The sequence below is a fragment of the Rhizobium sp. BK456 genome (assembly GCF_014194045.1).
GTDB lineage: Bacteria > Pseudomonadota > Alphaproteobacteria > Rhizobiales > Rhizobiaceae > Rhizobium > Rhizobium redzepovicii.
This window is the reverse complement of record NZ_JACIAO010000003.1, coordinates 196,080-212,933: the sequence shown is the minus strand read 5'-3', so window position 1 is coordinate 212,933 and position 16,854 is coordinate 196,080. Positions and strand designations below refer to the sequence as shown.

The 16,854-nt window shown below is 61.3% G+C and carries 16 protein-coding genes; 9 read left to right on the top strand and 7 right to left on the bottom strand.

Annotated features, from left to right (window positions below; translation table 11 throughout):
- The first annotated feature begins 112 nt into the window (after positions 1-112).
- Positions 113-1,063, top strand: coding sequence for a LysR family transcriptional regulator (locus FHX03_RS10600; protein WP_097625421.1), 951 nt, complete (start codon positions 113-115; stop codon positions 1,061-1,063).
- A 128-nt stretch (positions 1,064-1,191) separates the two neighbouring features.
- Here the strand turns inward: FHX03_RS10600 and FHX03_RS10595 are convergent, their stop codons facing one another.
- Positions 1,192-1,989, bottom strand: a complete 798-nt coding sequence (locus FHX03_RS10595) for a creatininase family protein (protein WP_097625422.1) — start codon at positions 1,987-1,989, stop codon at positions 1,192-1,194.
- 240 nt (positions 1,990-2,229) lie between these two features.
- Between FHX03_RS10595 and FHX03_RS10590 the strand changes: the two genes are divergently transcribed.
- Positions 2,230-2,709 carry a DUF2938 domain-containing protein gene (locus tag FHX03_RS10590; RefSeq protein WP_183853582.1) on the top strand — a complete coding sequence of 160 codons (480 nt, stop codon included), beginning with the start codon at positions 2,230-2,232 and terminating at the stop codon, positions 2,707-2,709.
- Between the two features lie 187 nt (positions 2,710-2,896).
- On the opposite strand, the gene FHX03_RS10585 is transcribed toward FHX03_RS10590, so the two are convergent.
- From FHX03_RS10585 to FHX03_RS10575, 3 genes are read right to left on the bottom strand one after another with little or no spacing between them, the layout of a single operon-like run.
- On the bottom strand, positions 2,897-3,538 hold the full coding sequence (locus tag FHX03_RS10585; RefSeq protein WP_183853580.1) for a ThuA domain-containing protein: 642 nt from the start codon (positions 3,536-3,538) through the stop codon (positions 2,897-2,899).
- 17 nt (positions 3,539-3,555) lie between these two features.
- On the bottom strand, positions 3,556-4,656 hold the full coding sequence (locus tag FHX03_RS10580; RefSeq protein ID WP_183853578.1) for a Gfo/Idh/MocA family protein: 1,101 nt from the start codon (positions 4,654-4,656) through the stop codon (positions 3,556-3,558).
- A 34-nt stretch (positions 4,657-4,690) separates the two neighbouring features.
- Positions 4,691-5,890 carry an ROK family transcriptional regulator gene (locus FHX03_RS10575; protein WP_097625426.1) on the bottom strand — a complete coding sequence of 400 codons (1,200 nt, stop codon included), beginning with the start codon at positions 5,888-5,890 and terminating at the stop codon, positions 4,691-4,693.
- Positions 5,891-6,089: 199 nt separating this feature from the next.
- On the opposite strand from FHX03_RS10575, the gene FHX03_RS10570 reads away from it, so the two are divergent.
- From FHX03_RS10570 to FHX03_RS10555, 4 genes are all read left to right on the top strand, one after another.
- Complete coding sequence (locus FHX03_RS10570; RefSeq protein WP_097625427.1) at positions 6,090-7,394, top strand: extracellular solute-binding protein; 1,305 nt, start codon at positions 6,090-6,092, stop codon at positions 7,392-7,394.
- Positions 7,395-7,472: 78 nt separating this feature from the next.
- Positions 7,473-8,411 (top strand): carbohydrate ABC transporter permease, encoded by a 939-nt coding sequence (locus FHX03_RS10565; RefSeq protein WP_097625471.1) that lies wholly within the window; start codon positions 7,473-7,475, stop codon positions 8,409-8,411.
- Positions 8,404-9,252: a carbohydrate ABC transporter permease gene (locus FHX03_RS10560; protein ID WP_097625428.1), complete on the top strand. Its 849-nt coding sequence runs from the start codon at positions 8,404-8,406 to the stop codon at positions 9,250-9,252. The genes FHX03_RS10565 and FHX03_RS10560 overlap by 8 nt, the downstream gene beginning before the upstream one ends.
- On the top strand, positions 9,138-10,349 hold the full coding sequence (locus FHX03_RS10555; protein ID WP_409565139.1) for an ABC transporter ATP-binding protein: 1,212 nt from the start codon (positions 9,138-9,140) through the stop codon (positions 10,347-10,349). The genes FHX03_RS10560 and FHX03_RS10555 overlap by 115 nt, the downstream gene beginning before the upstream one ends.
- 113 nt (positions 10,350-10,462) lie before the next feature.
- Here the strand turns inward: FHX03_RS10555 and kdgD are convergent, their stop codons facing one another.
- From kdgD to FHX03_RS10540, 3 genes are all read right to left on the bottom strand, one after another.
- A complete protein-coding gene (kdgD, locus tag FHX03_RS10550) occupies positions 10,463-11,389 on the bottom strand; it encodes a 5-dehydro-4-deoxyglucarate dehydratase (protein ID WP_183853574.1) in 927 nt (308 codons plus the stop codon).
- A gap of 35 nt (positions 11,390-11,424) precedes the next feature.
- Positions 11,425-12,399, bottom strand: a complete 975-nt coding sequence (locus FHX03_RS10545) for a mannonate dehydratase (RefSeq protein ID WP_183853572.1) — start codon at positions 12,397-12,399, stop codon at positions 11,425-11,427.
- A gap of 65 nt (positions 12,400-12,464) precedes the next feature.
- On the bottom strand, positions 12,465-13,175 hold the full coding sequence (locus FHX03_RS10540) for a FadR/GntR family transcriptional regulator (protein WP_183853570.1): 711 nt from the start codon (positions 13,173-13,175) through the stop codon (positions 12,465-12,467).
- A gap of 133 nt (positions 13,176-13,308) precedes the next feature.
- Here FHX03_RS10540 and FHX03_RS10535 point away from each other — a divergent pair, with 133 nt between their 5' ends.
- The 3 genes from FHX03_RS10535 to FHX03_RS10525 are packed head-to-tail and all read left to right on the top strand — an operon-like array spanning position 13,309 to position 16,853.
- Positions 13,309-14,904 (top strand): ABC transporter substrate-binding protein, encoded by a 1,596-nt coding sequence (locus FHX03_RS10535; protein WP_183777711.1) that lies wholly within the window; start codon positions 13,309-13,311, stop codon positions 14,902-14,904.
- A 21-nt stretch (positions 14,905-14,925) separates the two neighbouring features.
- Complete coding sequence (locus FHX03_RS10530) at positions 14,926-15,954, top strand: ABC transporter permease (protein ID WP_054183148.1); 1,029 nt, start codon at positions 14,926-14,928, stop codon at positions 15,952-15,954.
- Positions 15,951-16,853: an ABC transporter permease gene (locus FHX03_RS10525; protein ID WP_097625434.1), complete on the top strand. Its 903-nt coding sequence runs from the start codon at positions 15,951-15,953 to the stop codon at positions 16,851-16,853. Before FHX03_RS10530 ends, FHX03_RS10525 begins: the two co-directional genes overlap by 4 nt.
- Position 16,854: the final 1 nt, after the last annotated feature.

The window sequence follows — 16,854 nt, the reverse complement described above, 5'->3', positions numbered from 1 at the left end:
TTTGCTCTTTGAAAAGCATCAAATTTCGTGCGCAACGATGCCTTTTTGGCATCTCAACGGCAGCCTGTGCCTAATTTGTGCGTCTGCTTTATTTTCATGCAACGAGGTTGCCATGCTGCATTCCCGAAAGCTCATCTACATCAATGAGATCGCCCGCACCGGTTCGATCCGCAAGGCGGCGGCGCGGCTGAATGTGGCGTCATCGGCGATCAACCGCCAGATTCTCGCGCTGGAGGAGGAAATGGGCGCGCCGCTCTTTGAGCGGCTGCCGCGCGGCCTGCGGCTGACGGCAGCCGGTGAACTCTGCATCGAACATATTCGCGAAGTGCTGAAGAATTACGAGCGGCTGGAAGGGCGTATCCGCAGCCTGAAGATGCAGCAGGCCGGCAAGGTCCGCATCGTTACCACGGTTGGCCTTGCCGCCGGCCCTCTGCCTGACATCATCGCTCGGTTCCAGTCGGAGCATCCGCGCGTCTTCATGCAGCTGCGCAATGACGCGGGCACGATGACGGTCACTCCGGTGCTGTCGGGCGAGGTGGATATCGGCCTCGGCTTCAACATTCCGGCGACACCGGGCATCCGAACGCTTGGCAGTTTCGATATCCCGATCGGCGTGGTGCTGCCGCCCGGCCATCACCTGATCGGTTCAGGCCCAATCAATCTGGCGGATATCGTCCAGGAGCGCCTGGTGCTGGCCCAGCAGGGCACCAGCCTGCGTGATGTGATCAATCTGGCCTTGGCGCGCCTCGACGTGCATGTCGAGCCGGTGCTTGAGACCAATGCGTCGGAGATGTTGAAGAAGCTGGTCAAATCGGGGGCGGGGCTGACGATACTAAATCCGCTCGACGTCATCACCGAATGCAGGCAGGGCGAGCTCGTTTTCCGGGCGATCGCCGAACCGCATGCGCGCCAGCAGCCGATGAAGCTTTTTGCCCGCGCCCGCGCGCCGCTCGATTCAGCCACCAGCTTGTTCGTCGAATACCTGCTCGCCGAACTTGCCGGCCTCGTGCAGGAACTGCAGGCCAAAGGTCATATCGTGATGGAAAAGCCTGTCGCACCTTAGAACAGGATTCATATTCTAGGGGTCGACCTAAATATGAATCCTGTTCTAAATTAAAGGGTTAGAGCATGATGTCGTCCGAAAACCGCACACACTTTTCGGCCTAATGCTCTTGGTCGCTTTCGCCGGCGTTATTGTGAATAGAGGCTGGAAAGCGGATAGCGCTTCAGGTCGGACAGCAACTCGATGAAGCCCTTGACCTGATGGCGGCAGATCGCTTCGCCTTTCTCCACCGTTCCGCGCGAGGCGTCGCCGACGACGCCGTGCGGATTGAGGTCGTGGGCGATCCAGGCAAGCGAATGCGGCGGCAGCGGCTGGATATATCTCGATTGTCCGCGCATCCATTCGGCCTTGGAGGTGAAATTCTGCGCCCTGTCCATCCGCACCAGATCGGGGCGGAAATAGAGCATCAGCGAGGTCTCGACCTCGCCCCCATGGATGCCGTATTTCAACTCGTCTTCGCCGATCATGCCTTCGGGATGACCGAAGCGGCCCCATTGCGTTGAGACGACGGCCATCTGACAGCGGACGCGCAACTCGCGCGCGACGATGCTCATGATGTCGACATTGCCGCCATGCGAATTGACGATGACCATCTTGCGAATGCCGGCTTCGGCAACCTTGGCGCCGATCGCCGTCCAGACGGGAATGAGCAGCTCAGCATCGAGCGACAGCGTTCCCGGCCCATAGATATGTTCGTTCGCCTTGCCGATCTCCTGCGTCGGCAGGACCAGAAAATCGAGGTCGTCGGGCTTCTGTTTCCGCAGTTCGGCCAGCATGCCGTTGGCGATCGCCACATCGGTCGCGATCGGCAGGTGCGGACCGTGCTGTTCGGTCGAGGCGATCGGCAGGATGGCAATGGTCGTGTCGGGCGAAAGTCCGGCGAAATCGGAGCTATTCAGTTCGTTCCAGTAAAATGGCATTGCCATCGCCGCGCCTCTCATTGCCGTTTCGACAGTGAGTAGGAAATATCGCTGCACGCGAAAAGCATCAATTTGCGCCCGCACCGATGCCTTTTTGCGGATGATGCAGCATCGGCCATCGCCCAGAGGGCGGGGCACTGTCATATAATCCCCGGATGCGCGAGGAATTCACTGGAGCCATTGCGCCGACGCGCCTGCAATGGTTTGCTGGCGTCTCTGCAATTTAACGCTCTCCGGTGATTCCCAATGTTCGATATTCTGTGGCGCGGCTTGGCGATCGGCGCCGGCGCAACCATCCTGATGGACCTCTGGGCGATCGTGCTCACCAAGGTCTTCGGCCAGACGGCGCCCAATTGGGCGCCGGTCGGCCGCTGGTTCTGGCATCTCCGCCGCGGCAAGGTCTTTCACGACAGCATCGCCGATGCCGAGCCCTATGCCAATGAACTGGCGCTCGGCTGGATCAGCCACTACGCCGTCGGCATTCTCTACGGCGTTATCTTCGCGCTCGTCATGGGGCAGGGCTGGTTGGCCGTCCCGACATTTCTCCCCGCCTGGATATTCGGCATCATCACCGTCGGGGCAGGGTGGTTCCTGCTGCAGCCGGGCCTCGGCATCGGCTGGGCCGCTTCCAAACATCCGACCCCGAATAAGGTGCGGTGCTTCAATCTGCTGGCGCATACGGTGTTTGCGCTGGGGCTTTATGGGACGGCGTTGATCCTGCGTTGAGATTGCCAAAAACCCCTCCCCACAAGGGGGAGGGACTAAGCTGTGGTGTCCGGCGGCGACCGAAAGCAGAAGTCGTATTGGCTGGTGCCGTTCGACGGATTGATACGATAGAGTTTATGTGAAGCGGTGCGGCATCTGAGTCCCTCCCCCGTCTGGGAGGGGTCTTTGTTCCCCGCGAACCGAACAACTATCGCGCTGCCCAATTGGCGCCGCGGCGGAAAATCGTCTTCATCTCCGGCACGTCGAACTCCTTGGCCTGATGGCCGAGCGAGGAATAGAAAACCCGGCCCTTGCCGTATTTGCGCTTCCAGACGACCGGCATTAGGACGCCGTCGATCCAGTAGGCGTGCTCGCCGGTGAATTTCGTCGTCGCCAGCACCTCGTTCGAGGGGTCGACATGCATGTAATATTGCTCCGACGTATAGGGGAAATCGGCAATCCCCTCCATGAGCGGATCGTCCGGCCGGGTGATGTTGACGGTATAGTCGATGATGTTGCCGGGATGGGCCACCCACTGGCCGCCGATGATGAACTGGTAATCGACGGAGTCGCGGAAGGCGTCGCCCGCGCCGCCGTGATAACCGGCGATGCCGACGCCGCTCTCGATTGCGGCGGCGAGGTTCTTGACCTCCTCCTTCTCGATCTTCGACATCGTCATGATCGGCACGACGAGACTGAGGTCATGCACGGACGGGTCGGCAAGGGCCTCGGTGCCGTGTTCGAGATAGACCTTGAAGCCGTCCTCCTCGAGCATCCCCTTGATGATTTCGGCGCATTCCTGCGGCTCGTGGCCGCTCCAGCCGCCCCAGACGATCAGTGCTTCACGCATAGTCATTCCTCCTGAAATTATTTCGCCAGCCGTCCGTCGACGATGGATTGCGATATGGGGGTAGGGCGCTCCACCGCCGTTGAGATCGCCACCGTCCGGCCGGTCTCAGACGCAGTGTGGAACGCTTCCATGACCTCCAGCACATGCAGCGCCAGATCGCCATTGGCGCGATGCGGCCGGTCGGAGCGGATCGCATGCGCCATGTCGGCGACGCCGAGCGAGCGGTAATTGCCATCGGCATAGGGAGATGTGAGGGGCTGATCCTCGAATTGGCCGCCCTTGCGCAGATATTCGACAGGGCCTTCAAATTTGTTGGGATCGGGCACAATAAGCGTGCCCTCGGTGCCGTAGACCTCGAGCGGCACATGCTTGTGGCCGGCGACGTCGAAGCTCATGGCGATCTGAACGACGGCACCGCCTGCAAAAGCCATCATGCCGGTGACATGGGTCGGCACGTGCACGGGAATGCGCTCGCCGTTGCGCGGCTCGCTTGATATCAGCCGTTCGGGCCGCGGCGTCGTCGCAAAGCCCGCCACTTGAGCGACCGGCCCGAGAAGATTGACGAGGTCGGTGATGTAATAGGGACCCATGTCGAGCATCGGCCCGCCGCCCAATTCGTAATAGAAGGCCGGGTTCGGATGCCAGCGCTCATGGCCCGGGCACATGAAGCTCGCCGAGCCGCCGACCGGCTGGCCGATGACGCCCTGGTCGATCAGCGCGCGCGCCGTCTGATGACCGCCGCCGAGGAAGGTGTCGGGGGCTGCGCCGATGCGCAGATTCCTGGCCTTGGCGGCCTCCGCCAATTTTTTCCCTTCCGCGAAATTAATCCCCAGCGGCTTTTCCGAATAGGTATGTTTGCCGGCCTCGAGCGCCTGCAATGCCACGGCAACATGGGCTTTGGGGATCGTCAGATTGACGATGATTTCGACCTTGGGGTCGGCGAAAAGCTCCTCGACCGTTCTGGCGGGAACGTTGAATTCACGCGCCTTGGCTTCCGCCAGTTCCCGGTTGAGATCGGCGACGCCGCGGATGTCGAGAATGGGAAAGGAGGCCATCGCTTTGAGATAGGCGCCCGAAATATTGCCGCATCCGATGATGCCGATACCGACTCTTTCCATGAATTCCTCCATCTGATCGTGATTGTGACACCCGTCAGAGTGCCGGCCCGGTGGTGCTCCAGGGCGATTCGTAGAGTTCGTAGAGCGCCACCGCAGCGGCACCCTGAGCCCAGAAATCATCGCTCGAATCGTCGAAGACGAGTTCGCTCACGCCCTTCAGTGAGGGCGGAATGGCAAGCGCATAGGCATCGCGCAGGCTGTTCAAAAAGGGTTCGCCGAGCGCCAGGCTCGACCCGACAAGGATGACGCGCGGCGGCGCAAACAGCGTAACGATATTGGCGATGGTCAATCCCACCGCTTCGCCGGCGCGGATGGCGGCGCCGATCAGCCGGTCGTCATCGGCCTTGATCAGGGCCTGGGCATGAGTCATGCCGCGCCCGAGCCGGATCGCTTCGGCAAAACGCCCGTCGGCCTGCTGTTCGCCGAGGATGGCGCTTTCGCCGGCCTGGCTGAACAGCCGCACCACGCCATTCGGCCCCATGCCGAGCACGAGGTCGCCGAGATTGTGGCTGAGACCGCCGGCGCCGCGGAACAGGCTGTTGCCGTGCAGCACACCGAGGCCCAGCGTCTGCTCCAATGAAATCAATACCATATCCTCGAGATCGCGCGCTTTGCCGAACCAGTGATGGCCAAGCGTGATGGCATGCGCGTCACTTTCGACGATGGTCGGCGTCGACAGCCGCGTCGACATCTCGGCGGCGAAATCGACATTGGTGTCCCGGAAGATCGGGCTGCTTCTGATGTAGCCGGTGCGGTGCTCGATGACGCCGGGAAAGCCGAGGCAGACGCTGTCGACATCTTCGAGCGACAGCCCGGCATCGACGACGCAGCGCCGCACGCCGTCCTCGACCAGATCGGCGATGACTCCGATCGGCTGCCGGTCGAGGCGGATCGGCAAAGCGAGTTTCGACAGCACGTCGCCGCGGAAATTGGTGACGACGAAGACCATCCGGTTGGCGGCGATCTTGCCACCGACGACGCGGGCGGCGTCGGGATTGAGCTCCAGCGCCACACGCGGCCTGCCGCGCACCGCCTCGTTGCGGATATCGCCTTCGTGGCGCGGCAGGATCAGCCCGTCGTCGAGCAGCGAGGCGGTAATGGCGGAAACCGTGGTGGTCGAGAGTTCGGTGCGTTCGCTGATCTCGATGCGCGAGATCGGACCATGGCGCCGGATGGTGTCGAGCACGTTCAAGCGATTGATCGCGCGCATCAATTCTGGATCTGCGGTCTTCATGAAAAACTAGCCGGCATCGTTCGTTGGGCGGAAGCCAATATTTTTAACGGGTTACGAAATAAATAGCAGGCAATCCCACGGACCTGTCAAGCACATTTGGTAAAAATAGCGGCAATTGGGTTGACATCCGGCAAAAGCTCCGGTGAATTAATCCGCATTGGGGAAAAATTGTGAGGATAGGTCCCCTGGGAGGAAAATCATGAATTTTATGCTGAAGAACGCCGCTTTCGGCGGCAGGCGCATCGTATCCATGGCCGCGGCAGCCGGCATGTTGCTGGCGGGTGCGGGTGCTGCCTCCGCGACGACGGTGGTCAAATGGTTGCATCTCGAGCTCGACCCGAAGAACGTCGCGGCCTGGGAAGACATCGTCAAGAAATACGAAGCCCAGCATCCGGACGTCGACATCCAGATGCAGTTCCTCGAAAACGAGGCCTTCAAGGCCAAGCTTCCCACGCTGCTGCAATCCGACGACGTGCCGGATTTCTTTTTCAGCTGGGGCGGCGGCGTGTTGAAGCAGCAGTCCGAGACCGGCGCGCTGCAGGATGTGACGGCAGCGCTCGATGCCGATGGCGGCAAGCTGCGCAAGGCCTACACGCCGGCCTCGGTCGACGGCCTGAGCTTTGAGGGCAAGACCTGGGCTATTCCCTACAAGGTCGGTCTGGTCAGCTTTTTCTACAACAAGGCGCTGTTTGCCAAGGCTGGCGTCAAGGCCGAAGACATCAAGACCTGGGCTGATTTCCTCGCTGCGGTGAAGAAGATCAAGGCGGCCGGCATCGTGCCGATTGCCGGCGGCGGCGGCGAGAAATGGCCGATCCATTTCTACTGGAGCTATCTCGTCATGCGCGAAGGCGGCCAGAAGGTCTTCGACGCCGCCAAGAACGGCGAGGGCGAAGGCTTCCTCGACCCCGCCATCATCAAGGCCGGTGACGACCTTGCCGAACTCGGCAAGCTCGAGCCTTTCCAGCCCGGTTATCTCGGCGCCACCTGGCCGCAGACGCTCGGCGTTTTCGGTGACGGCAAGGCGGCGATGATCCTCGGCTTTGAGGCCACCGAGGCCAACCAGCGCAAGAATGCCGGCGACGGCAAGGGGCTGGCACCGGACAATATCGGCCGTTTCGTCTTCCCGACGGTCGAGGGCGGCGCCGGCAAGCCGACCGATACGCTCGGCGGCCTGAACGGCTGGGCCGTCACCAAGAAGGCCTCCAAGGAAGCGATCGATTTCCTCGCTTTCCTGACGAGCGCGGAGAATGAACGGGCGATGGCCAAGGCCGGCATGTTGCTTCCCGTTGCCGTCGGCGCCGATGACGGCGTCGTCAATCCGCTGCTGGCCGAATCGGCCAAACAGCTTGCCGGTTCGACCTGGCATCAGAACTTTTTCGATCAGGATCTCGGTGCGGCCGTCGGCCGTGTCGTCAACGACGTCTCGGTGGAAATCGTCTCCGGCCAGATGAATTCCAAGGACGGCGCCCAGATGATCCAGGACGCTTTCGAGCTGGAACAATAACCGGCGCCCGCAGAGCCTTCCCGGCGCTCCAGATCCAGTGGAGCGCCGGCATTGCTGCCGACGAACGAAAGCAGGACCATGGCCAATATTTCCGTTCCCTCGATAACGACTGCCGCAAGGCCGGCACGAAGAGCCGCAAACAGCAGAAGTTCGGTCGCCCATGACCGGCTGGCGGTGCTCTTGCTGTTTCTGCCGCCGGCGCTGCTGCTCTTCACGCTCTTCGTCATCATGCCGATGGGCGAGGCGGCCTGGTACAGCCTCTACAAATGGAACGGCTACGGCACGCCGACCGAGTTCATCGCACTCCGCAATTTCCAGGTCCTGTTCCGCAATGCGGCCTTCACCCAGGCGCTGGTCAATAACGGCCTGATCATCGTCATCTCGATCTGCATCCAGGTGCCGCTCGCCATCTGGCTTGCGACCATGCTCGCCCACCGCATTCCGGGCGTCGTCGGCTATCGGCTGATCTTCTTCCTGCCCTATGTGTTGGCGGACGTTGCCGCCGGCCTGATCTGGCGTTTCGTTTATGATGGCGATTACGGCCTGTTTGCCGCCATTTCCAACTTCTTCGGCTTCGCCAATCCTTATGTGCTCGCCGACAAGGACCTGGCGATCTATGCCGTGCTCGGTGTCATCGTCTGGAAATATTTCGGCTTTCACATGATGCTGTTTATCGCAGGGCTGCAATCGGTCGACAAGAGCGTGCTTGAGGCGGCCGAAATCGATGGCGCCACCGGCTGGCAAAAATTCCGCTATGTCACGCTGCCGCTGCTCGGTTCGACCCTGCGCCTGTCCATCTTCTTCGCCGTCGTCGGTTCGCTGCAGCTTTTCGACATGATCATGCCGCTGACCGGCGGCGGCCCGTCCAACTCCACCCAGACAATGGTCACCTTTCTATACACCTATGGCGTCATGCGCATGCAGGTGGGTCTCGGCAGCGCCGTCGGCGTCGTGCTCTTCATCATCTGCGTAACGCTCGCCTTCGGTTACAAAAGGATCTTCATGCGCCATGACTGATACGAGCTCTTCCATCCGCATGCGCGCATCGACCCGCATCTACCTCTACGTGTCGCTGACCCTGATTGCCGCCATCGTGCTGATCCCGCTGCTGACGACGGCGCTTGGCGGCTTCAAGACGCTGGGCGACCTGCGCACCAATCCCTTCGGCCTGCCGACGGAATGGCAGTGGGCGAATTATACCGACATTCTGTTCGGCGAGCGCTACTGGCTGCAGATCGGCAATTCGCTGATCATTGCAGCGCTCACCGTGCTGCTGACGCTGATCGTCTCGTCGATGGCGGCCTTCGCCTTTGCCCATGTGCGCTTCTTCGGTTCGTCCTTCCTGCTCAATTATTTCCTGCTCGGCCTGATGTTTCCGGCAGCGACCGCGATCCTGCCGCTGTTCATCCGCATCCGCGATCTCGGCTTGCTGAATACCTATTGGGGTGTGGTGCTGCCGCAGGTCGCCTTCGGCCTCGGCATGAGCATCCTGTTGTTCCGGAACTATTTCCGCAACCTTCCGGAAGAATTGTTTCAGGCGGCCTTCGTCGATGGCTGCGGCTATCTCCGTTTCTTCTGGCATATCTCGCTGCCGCTCTCCCGGCCGATCGTCGCGACCGTCAGCATCATCTCCTTTGTCGGCAGTTGGAACAGCTACATCCTGCCGCTGATCATGCTGAACTCGGAATCGAAATATCCCTGGCCGCTCGGCATCATGGTCTATCGCGGAGAATACGGCACGGAATGGCAATTGGTGCTGGCCTTCATCACCCTGACCATCCTGCCGACAATCATCGTTTTCTTCGTCGCCCAGAGGCACATCATCGCCGGATTGACCGCCGGCGCCGTCAAGTCCTGAGCCGAACTATTGGAGTTGCAATCATGGCATCCGTTTCACTGCACGATGTAACCAAGGCCTATGGCGCCGTCGACGTTATCCACGGCATTTCGCTTCATATCGAGGATGGCGAATTCGTCGCCCTGGTCGGTCCGTCCGGCTGCGGAAAGTCGACGCTGCTGCGGATGATCGCCGGCCTGGAAGAAATCACCGATGGCGAGATCGCGATCGGCGGCAATATCGTCAACGCGATGACACCGCGCGAGCGCAACATCGCCATGGTCTTCCAGTCCTATGCGCTCTATCCGCATATGACGGTCGCCGAAAACATGGGCTTCAACTTGAAGCTCGCCGGCGTTGCCAAACCCCAGATCGAGGCCCGCGTTGCCGAGGCTGCCCGCATGCTCGATCTTGCCGAGTTGCTCGACCGCAAGCCGGCCCAGCTTTCCGGCGGCCAGCGCCAGCGCGTCGCCATGGGCCGCGCCGTCGTGCGCAATCCGGCCGTCTTCCTGTTTGACGAGCCGCTGTCCAACCTCGATGCGAAACTGCGCGTGCAGATGCGCTCGGAGATCAAGACGCTGCACCAGAAGGTGAAGACGACGTCGATCTATGTCACCCATGACCAGATCGAGGCGATGACGCTCGCCGACCGCATTGTCGTGCTCAATCAGGGCAGGGTCGAGCAGTCGGGCACGCCGCTCGAACTTTACAAAAAGCCGGCCAACCTCTTCGTCGCCGCCTTCATCGGCTCGCCGGCGATGAATATGCTCGACGGCACGGTGGAGGGTCAAAACGGCGCGCCCGCCGCCCGCCTCGAAGACGGCACAGCAATCCTTATTGCGCCCGACCGCCGGGTCAGGCCCGGCCAGGCCGTCACCATCGGCCTGCGCCCCGAACATCTCGTTCCCGGCCTGTCGGCCGGCACGCCGCTTGCCGGCCGCACCATGCTGGTGGAACCCACAGGCGCCCAGACCCATGTGGTCTTCGATCTCGCCGGCCAGCAGGTGACCGCCATGGTCGACGGTGAATACCCCGCCCGCTACGGCGCGGTGTTCGAGGCAAGCATCGCCAGCGACCAGGTGCATGTTTTCGACCGCGGCAGTGGCGTGGCGCTTTGATTGCTGCGCGCGTTTTGTGCGATAGGCTGTTGGGCGTGATTTAACGGATGGCTGACAACGACAAAACCGCCGAGCAAGCCCGGCGGTTTTGTCGTTGAAAAGGTAACCCGCGACTACTCCGCCGCGATCCGCGAGACGCCGTTGGCCTGGACGATCTTTTCCAAGAGTGTCAGCTCTTCCGGGGTGAGGTCCGTCAACGGCGGGCGAACCGGGCCGGGGTTCTGGCCGAGGACGCGAAGACCCGCCTTGATGATCGAGACGGCATAGCCCTTCTTGCGGTTGCGCAAGGCGACGAAGGGGAAGAAGAAGCTCTTCAGGATTTCGTCGACGGTTGCCTGGTCGCCGGTGCGAAGGGCGCCGTAAAAGCGCTGGGCCAGCGCCGGGACGAAGTTGAAGACGGCCGAGGAATAGGTCGTCACGCCGGCGGCGAAATAGGCTTGCGCATAGACCTCGTGGGTCGGCATGCCGCCGACATAGACCAGACGGTCGCCGAGCAGGGTGGTGATCTCGATGACCTTGTCGACATCGCCGACGCCGTCCTTGAAGCCGATCAGGTTCGGGCATTCGTCGGCGAGCCGCGCGATGCTGTCGGCCGTCAGGACGGCGTTGTCGCGGTTATAGACGATCACACCGATGCCAACCGATTGGCAGACTGCCTTCACGTGTGCGATCAGGCCGGCCTGTTCGGCAAACATCAGGTAGGGCGGCAAAAGCAGCAATCCGTCCGCGCCGGCCTTTTCCGCCGCCTTGGCGATTTCGATGGCGAGCGATGTGCCGTAACCGGTGCCCGAGATGATCGGCGTCTTGCCGGCCGAGGCCTTGGCGGCGCGGACGACCTGAGGGATTTCGGCCGGATTGAGGGAGAAGAACTCTCCCGTGCCGCCGGCGGCAAACAGCGCAGCCGCGTCATACCCCGAAAGCCATTCGACATGACGACGGTATTTTGGCTCGTCGAATGTGAGCTGATCGTCGAAATGCGTCACCGGAAACGAGAGGAGACCACTACCGACGGCCTTCTTCAATTCAATCGGGTTCATCATGAAGTCCTGTTCCTTAGCTGTTGAAATTGGCGGTCTCAGGCGCTTTCGAGCGTCTGCAGAATGGCCGCGATATAGCCGTAGCAATAGGCGAATGCGGTGGCGGAAGGGTCCTTGCCGCTGACGGTCGGCACATGATCGGGCATCAGCATGTATTTGAAGCCCACTTCCTTGTAGATCCTGGCCGAGCGGACCATGTCCATGTCGCCTTCGTCAGGGAAGGTTTCCATGAAGGAGAGCTTGCCGCCGCGGATATTGCGGAAGTGAACATTGAAGATCTTGTTGCGCTCGCCGAACCAGCGGATGACGTCGTCGATCTCCTTGCCGGGATTTTCCAGCATCTCGCCGATCGAGCCCTGGCAGAAATTGAGGCCGTGATAGGGATTTTCCCGCATCAGCACGAACTTTTTCAGGCCTTCGACGGTGCCGAGCACCCGCGTCACGCCCCGAAAGCCGGGCGGCGTATAGGGATCGTGCGGATGGCAGGCGAGCCTGACGCGGTTGCTCGCGGCGACCGGCACGACGCGTTCGAGGAAATAGTCGATCCGTTCCCAGTTTTCGTCTTCGGAGAGAACGCCGGCAAGACCGGGTGCTGCCTGCTGATCGGTCTTGTCCCAGCGGAAGCTGGCATTCATCGAGCCGCCGCGTCCCGGCTCATCGGGTGTGCGGGGAATGCCGATCAGGTTGAGATTGTATTTCACCGCCGGAATGCCGGCCGCTGCGGTATTCTCGATCAGCTTGCAGACGGCGTCGATCTGCCTGTCGCGCTCCGGGCCGGCGAGCAGAATATCGGGATAGGACGCCTTCTCGATCGGCTGCGAGGGCAGCGGCAGCTGGATCATGTCGAGGATCAGGCCGAAGCTTTCTACCTTGTCGCGATGGCGCTCGAGGTCTGAAAGCGTCCAACTGCTCGGTTCTCCCGGCGGATCGGCGTTGATATGCTTCACACCCAGTTGCGCGAAGATACGATAATCGTCGTCATCCCGCGCGGCGACCTGTGTTCCCAGATACATTTGAGTCTCTTTCGAAATTACACAATGTCATATGACATAATATGAATTTCGAAGAGAGTCGAGCCCTATTGCTGCTCGGAGAGCATCCGATAGCGACCTTGGCTGGCCATCATATGCGCACGCATCGCCTGGCGGGCGCGCTCCGGATCCTGATCGGCGATGGCCGACAGGATTTCGACATGCTCGGCATAGACCTTTTGCAGATAGTCGCGGTCATTGGCCTCCGGCAGCGTCGGAAACTGGCCGCGGGGGATCGCTTTGGGCCCGAATTGGCGCAGCACATCGACATAGAATCGGTTGTTGGTGGCGGCGGCGATCGCCATGTGGAAGGCGTAATCCGCCTCCACCGTTTGCTGCCCGGTCTCGATCAGGCTCGCCATCCGGCGGTTGGCCTCACGGATCGCCGCCTCCTGCTCGGCGGTGCGGCGATAGGCGGCAATCGCCGCCGCTTCACCCTCGGCCGCCATGCGAAACTCCAGCAACTCAAGGGTTTCGGGGATGCTTTTGATTTCCACCGGCGTCAATGGCAGCACCGATTGAGATTTCGGATCCGCGACAAACACTCCTTTGCCCTGGATCGGCTTGACGAAGCCGGCCGACCTGAGATCGGCGATCGCCTCGCGCACCACGGTGCGGCTGACGCCGAAGGTCGCTTCAAGCTGCGGCTCGGTCGGCAGCTGGTCGCCGACCCGTAGCATGCCAGCCTCGATCTGCGCCCGCAGCTGATCGATGACCTGCTGCGCCAGTCTTTGCCGGCCACGGCTGAGTGTCGTCATTTTCTGTTCCCCAATCCCATTGCACTCAAGTCTCCCGTTCGGGCCTTGTCAATCGTATCTGACTTCGATAGATCATAATACGACATACGGGCGACATAATATGTCTTCTATAGTAATTCATGGAGGAGTGACAATGAAGCATTTTTCTAAAGGCATGTTCGTCGGCGCCGTTTTCGGCGCCCTGACCATGGCTGCCCCGCAGCTGCAGGCTGCGACGCCGCAAGACCAGCTGGTGATCGGAACGTCGTTGGCCCAGGTTCTGTCCCTCGATCCGCAGCAGGCGACCGAGGGCAAAGCCGTTGAGATCATGTCGAATCTTTACGACCGGCTGGTCGCCAGCACGGCGGACGGCAAGATCCTTCCGCAGCTGGCGGAAAGCTGGAAGGTTGACGACAAGGGCATCACTTTTACGCTGCGCAAGGCCAATTTCGCGTCCGGCAACCCGGTGACTTCGAAGGACGTCGTCTATTCGCTGGGGCGGCTCTTGAAGATGGATCAGGCCGCAGCCGCCAACCTCAAGCGCGTCGGCTACGACAAGAACAATGTCGACAAGCTCGTCAAGGCGGTCGACGACCAGACGGTGCGTATCGATCTTTCCGACCAGGTGACGGCGGAGCTTCTGCTCTACCGGCTGACGACGACCACCACCAGCGTGGTCGACAGCGTCGAGGTCGAAAGCCACGCCGTCGACAATGACTATGGCAATGCCTGGATGCGTACGCATTCGGCCGGTTCCGGTCCATTCACCCTCAACCGCTGGTCTCCGAACGAGCTGGTCATTCTCGACGCCAACAAGGGTTATGTCGACGGCGCTCCGAAGATGCGTCGCGTCATCGTCCGCCATGTGCCGGAAAGCCAGGTCGAGCGGCTGATGCTGGAGCGCGGCGATATCGATATTGCCAGTGCGCTGACGGCCTCCGATCTCGCGACATTCCAGGCCAAGCAGGGTTTTGCCATCCAGCGCATTCCGACAGGCGGTTTCTACGTGCTGTCGATGAATGCCGGCAACCAATTCCTCTCCAACCCCAAGGTCCGCGAGGCAATCGCCTACGGCATCGACTACAAGGGCATCGAGAAGACGATTATGGGCCCCTACGGACGGGCGAGAACCGTGCCCGTGCCGGAGAATTTCGAATATGCTATCCCGAGCCCGGATTGGCAGCTCAACGTCGAGAAGTCCAAGCAGCTGCTGGCAGAGGCGGGTTATAAGGACGGCTTCTCGCTGACGCTGAAGACAATCGCCCAGACACCGCGCATCGATCTTGCCACCGCCATTCAGGCTTCCCTTGCCCAGGTCGGCATCAAGATCGACATCCAGCAGGGCAACGGTTCGGAAATCATCGCCGCCCATCGCGCCCGGGATTTCGATCTGCTGATCCCGCAGACCAGCGCCTACATGCCGAACGTGCTCGGCTCGATGGAGCAGTTTTCCTCCAATCCCGACAACTCGAAAGAGGCCAACAATGCCGGCAATTTCGTCTGGCGGTCGGCCTGGGATATTCCCGAGTTGACGGCGCTGACGGCGAAAGCATCGATGGAGCCGGACGCCAAGAAGCGCGGCGAACTCTACGTGCAGATGCAGAAGATGTTCGTCGAACAGAAGCCGGCGGTGCTGCCGATGTTCGAGCGCTTTGAGCCGATCGTCCTGACCGGCAAGGTCCAGGGATATGTCGGACATCCGTCTCAAATGACGCGTCTCGAGAACGTAACCAAGGTCGAAACCCAGTAAGACTCGGGAGGACAGCCGATCATGAAGGAACTCTCCGTAGCCGAATTTGGCCGACGCCTGGCGCATTTGCTGGTCAGCCTGTTCATTCTCCTCTGTGTGACCTTCGTGATCGGCCGCGTCCTGCCCACTGATCCGGTCGGCGCGATCGTCGGCGAGCTCGCCGATCCCGCCGCCTATGCGGCGATGCGGGCCCGCCTCGGGCTCGATCTGCCGATTTACCAGCAGTTCTTCCTCTATCTGAACGGGCTGGCGCATGGCGATTTCGGCACTGCCGTGCTCACCGGCAATCCCGTCTCCTCAGACCTCGCCCAGGCATTTCCGGCGACATTCGAACTGGCGACGCTGGCGGTGATCATTTCGACATTCGTCGGCGTGCCGCTCGGCCTGGTCGCGGCCTTGTTTCGCGACAGCTTCATCGACAAGATAGCCCGGGTGGTGGCCCTCGTCGGGCATTCGATCCCGGTTTTCTGGTTCGGCATCGTCGGGCTGGTCATCTTCTATGCCGGCCTCAACTGGGTCGGCGGGCCCGGCAGGATCGATGTCTTTTATGAAGGCCTCGTCACGCCGCAGACCGGCCTGTTGCTGATCGACAGCCTGCTGCAGGGCGAGACGGAAATCTTCTGGAATGCGCTCGGCCATATCATTCTGCCCGCCATCATCCTCGCCTATGCGGCGATGGCCTATATCACCCGCATGACTCGCAGCTTCACCTTGGAGCAGTTGAGCCAGGACTATGTCATCGCCGCCCGTGCCAAGGGTGTGAGCCCCTTCGGCACGATCTGGCGCCACGTCCTGCCGAACATCGCGGTGCAGTTGATCACCATCCTGGCAATTTCCTATGGCGGGCTGCTGGAAGGCGCTGTCGTCACCGAGATCGTCTTCTCCTGGCCGGGCATCGGCCAGTACATGACGAACGCCCTCATGATCGGCGATATGAACGCCATCGTGGCCGGCACCATCATCGTGGGATTCATCTTCATGCTGTTAAACTTCCTCGCCGACGTCGCTTATGCCGTCTTCGATCCGCGCATGCGGGAGGCGGCCCGATGAGCGACGCCATCCGCACTGACATTCAGATCCGCCCACCAAGTGTCTCGACCCGCGTCGCGGCCTCGTTTGCGCGCGCCGGCCGCAAATTGGCTGCGGAACCGCTTGGCCTTGCCGGCTTCGTCATCCTCGGCCTGCTGTGCCTGATCGCGATCTTCGCGCCGCTTCTGGCGCCTTATGATCCGGTCGTGCAATCGCTCGGCGATGCCCTGCAGGCCCCGAGCCTGGCGCATTGGGCCGGCACCGACGAATTTGGCCGCGACATTCTGAGCCGCCTGATTTTCGGCACGCGCATCACCATCCAGACCGTGCTGTCGATCTCCCTAATCGTCGGTCCGATCGGCCTGCTGATCGGCGTCGTCGCCGGCTTCTTCGGCGGCCGCACTGACGCGCTGCTGATGCGCGCCACCGATATCGTCCTATCTTTCCCGTCGCTGATCCTGGCGCTGGCCTTTGCCGCCGCACTCGGCGCCGGCCTGACCACGGCAATCATCGCGATCTCGCTGACCGCATGGCCGCCGATCGCCAGGCTGGCGCGCGCCGAGGCCCTTGTCGTCAGAAACGCCGATTACGTGGTCGCCGCCCGCCTTTACGGCGCCTCGCCGATCCGCATTCTTCTTTTCTATATTGCGCCGATGTGCGTTCCTTCGGTCATCGTTCGCCTGACCCTCAATATGGCCGGCATCATCCTGACGGCGGCTTCCCTCGGCTTTCTCGGCCTTGGCGCGCAACCGCCGGCACCGGAATGGGGCGCGATGATCTCCAACGGCCGCAAATTCATGCTGGATTACTGGTGGGTCGCCGTCATGCCGGGTATCGCCATCCTTCTCACCAGCCTTGCCTTCAACATCGCCGGAGATGCTCTGCGCGACATTCTGGATCCCCGCCATGCCAGATCGTGAA